This window comes from Sphaerobacter sp. (assembly GCF_019683595.1).
Classification (GTDB): Bacteria; Chloroflexota; Chloroflexia; order Thermomicrobiales; family Thermomicrobiaceae; genus Sphaerobacter.
This window is the reverse complement of sequence record NZ_JADGHZ010000305.1, coordinates 1-2,645: the sequence shown is the minus strand read 5'-3', so window position 1 is coordinate 2,645 and position 2,645 is coordinate 1. Positions and strand designations below refer to the sequence as shown.

Annotated in this window: 2 protein-coding genes; both read left to right on the top strand. The window is 70.2% G+C overall.

Translation table 11 applies throughout. From position 1 onward, the window contains the following. Positions 1-408 precede the first annotated feature (408 nt). Entirely contained in the window at positions 409-636 is a 228-nt protein-coding gene (locus IRZ30_RS16925) for a heavy metal-associated domain-containing protein (RefSeq protein WP_294086868.1), read from the top strand. Then, positions 636-2,546 (top strand): cation-translocating P-type ATPase, encoded by a 1,911-nt coding sequence (locus IRZ30_RS16920; protein ID WP_294086866.1) that lies wholly within the window; start codon positions 636-638, stop codon positions 2,544-2,546. Before IRZ30_RS16925 ends, IRZ30_RS16920 begins: the two co-directional genes overlap by 1 nt. Positions 2,547-2,645: the final 99 nt, after the last annotated feature.

The following is a 2,645-nucleotide window of genomic DNA, read 5'->3' as shown; positions in this document are numbered from 1 at the left end:
AAGCCCACTGAAGGGGCTACGATGACCACACCCGGGCAGATCCGATCCGGCACCCCGCCGGACACCGCGTCTCCAGCCCCTTCAGTGGGCTTTGCATTGTCAGCCCGGTGGCTTTAGCCACCGGGCACGGGCCGAGCGGCGGGATCCAACAGGCCGAGGTGCCAGCCCTGCGTTGCCCCAGCCGGCTGGAGCCGGCTTTCCTTGTCAGCCCGGCGGCTTGAGCCCCGGGCACGTGCCGACCGCGTGCCCTCACGAGGGTCGTCGAACTCCATAGAACCCGCCCGCACCGGACCACTCCCCCAATCCCCCTGCGGCTAATTGATCTGGATCATTCAGCCTTCCGCCCATCTCCCCTAGGGTGGAGATGGACGCGGGGAGTGGATTCCCCCCGCGCGGGAGGACAGAGGAATGAACGCCACGAAGAAGACGTTGCTGCGCAGCCAGGAGCTGAACTGCCCGTCCTGCGTCGCCAAGATCGAGAAGGCACTGACCGCGCTCGACGGGGTGGAGAAGGCCAGGGTCCACTTCACTACCGGGAGGATCGAGGTCTACCACGACCCGGCGCGCGTCAGCGGTGAGGACCTGGTCAAGGCGGTTCGAGCAGTCGGGTACGACGCGAAGGTAGCGGCATTCTGATGGAGACGATCACGCAGCGATTCGCCTGGCTTGCCAACCCGGCCGTCCGCCGCTTCCGGCTCACCGCGCTCAGCGGGGCGCTCATCGTCGCGGCGCTGATGCTCGGGCGGGTGGCCGGCCAGGAGACGGTGGGCCACGCCCTGATGATCGCGGCGGCGGTCGTGGCCGGTGGCGACATTGCACTCCGGGCCGGCCGCGGCCTGCTCCAGCGGCAGATCACGATCGAGTTGTTGGTGACGATCGCTGCCACCGGAGCCATCGTCATCGGCGAGTACTGGGAGGCGGCTGCGGTCACCTTCCTCTTCCTGCTCGGCGCCTACCTTGAGGCGCGCACCCTGAGCCGGACCCGGCAGGCGCTGAGCCGCTTGCTCGACCTGGCGCCGACCACTGCCCTGGTGCTGCGAGATGGCCAGGAGGTCGAAGTCGGCCCCGGCGACGTCGTGCCCGGGGAGACGGTGCTGGTGAAGCCGGGAGCACGCATCCCGGTGGACGGCGAGGTGCTCGACGGCCGGGCTGCGGTGGACGAGAGCGCCATCACCGGCGAGCCACTGCCGGTCGAGAAGTCCTCGGGCGACCCGGTCTACGCGGGGACGGTGTCGCAGAACGGCCTGCTTCGGGTCCGGGCGATCGGCATCGGCGCCGACACAACGCTGGCGCGGATCATCCACCGGGTCGAGGAGGCCCAGGAGGAGAAGGCGCCGACCCAGCGGTTCATCGAGCGCTTTGCCCGCTGGTACACCCCGGCCATCATCGGCCTGGCCGCCGTCGCCTACCTCGTCTCGCGCAACGTGGAACTGGCGCTGACGCTGCTGGTCATCGGTTGCCCCGGCGCGCTGGTCATCTCGACACCGGTGTCGATCGTGGCCGGGATCGGCCGCGCCGCGCAGCGGGGCATCCTGATCAAGGGCGGCGAGCACCTGGAGACCGCCGGCAAGATCACGGCACTGGCGCTCGATAAGACCGGCACGCTGACGGAGGGGAAGCCGCGCCTGACCGACATCGTCGCGCTCCGGCCCGCGCTCGTCCCTGCGGTGGCGGGTAGAGCGACCGGCGTTGCTGACGAGGCGAGCATCCTCCGTTGGGCCGCCGTCGCCGAGGCGGGGTCCGAGCACCCGCTGGCCCGGCCGATCGTCGCCGCCGCGGCCGAGCGAGGCCCAGTGCCGCAGCCCGAGGCGTTCGAGACCTACCCCGGTCGGGGTGTCTGGGCAGCTTACGACGGGCACACGGTCGCGGTCGGCACGCCCGACCTCATGGCGCTCCTCGGCATCGCGGTCCCGCCCGAGGCATACGACCACCTGGCCTGGCTCAAGGCGAACGGAAGGACGGCCGTTCTGGTGGCGCGCGACGGGGAAGCCATCGGCGTCCTCGGCATCGCCGACACCCTCCGGGACACCGCGCCGGAGATGGTCCGCCGCCTGAGCGCGACCGGCATCCGACGGATCGCGATGCTCACCGGCGACGACCGGCTGACGGCGGAGGCAATCGCCCGCGAGGTCGGGATCGACGAGGTCCACGCATCACTCCTGCCGGAGCGGAAGCTGGAGCTGGTAGAGCAGATGCGCCGGGAGGGCATGGTGGTCGCCATGGTGGGCGACGGGATCAACGATGCACCCGCGCTGGCCGCGGCCGACATCGGCATCGCGATGGGCGCGGCCGGCACCGACGTGGCCATCGAGACGGCGGACATCGCGCTGATGGCCGACGACCTGCTGAAGATCCCTGACGCGATCCGGCTCTCGCGCGCCACGCTCCGCAACATCCGGCAAAACGTCGCGATCGCCCTGCTCACCGTGGCCGGGCTGCTGGTAGGCGTCCTGGCCGGTGAGGTCCACATGGCGGGCGGCATGTTCGTCCACCAGACCTCGGTCCTGCTGGTCATCCTCAACGCCATGCGCCTGATGCGGGCGTGAGGGGTGATACGTTATGCGTCATGCGTCATACGTCACTGGTAGTGCGTATCGCGTAGTGCGTAATGCCCCCCTCTCCCCTGGTGGGAGAGGGGCCGGGGG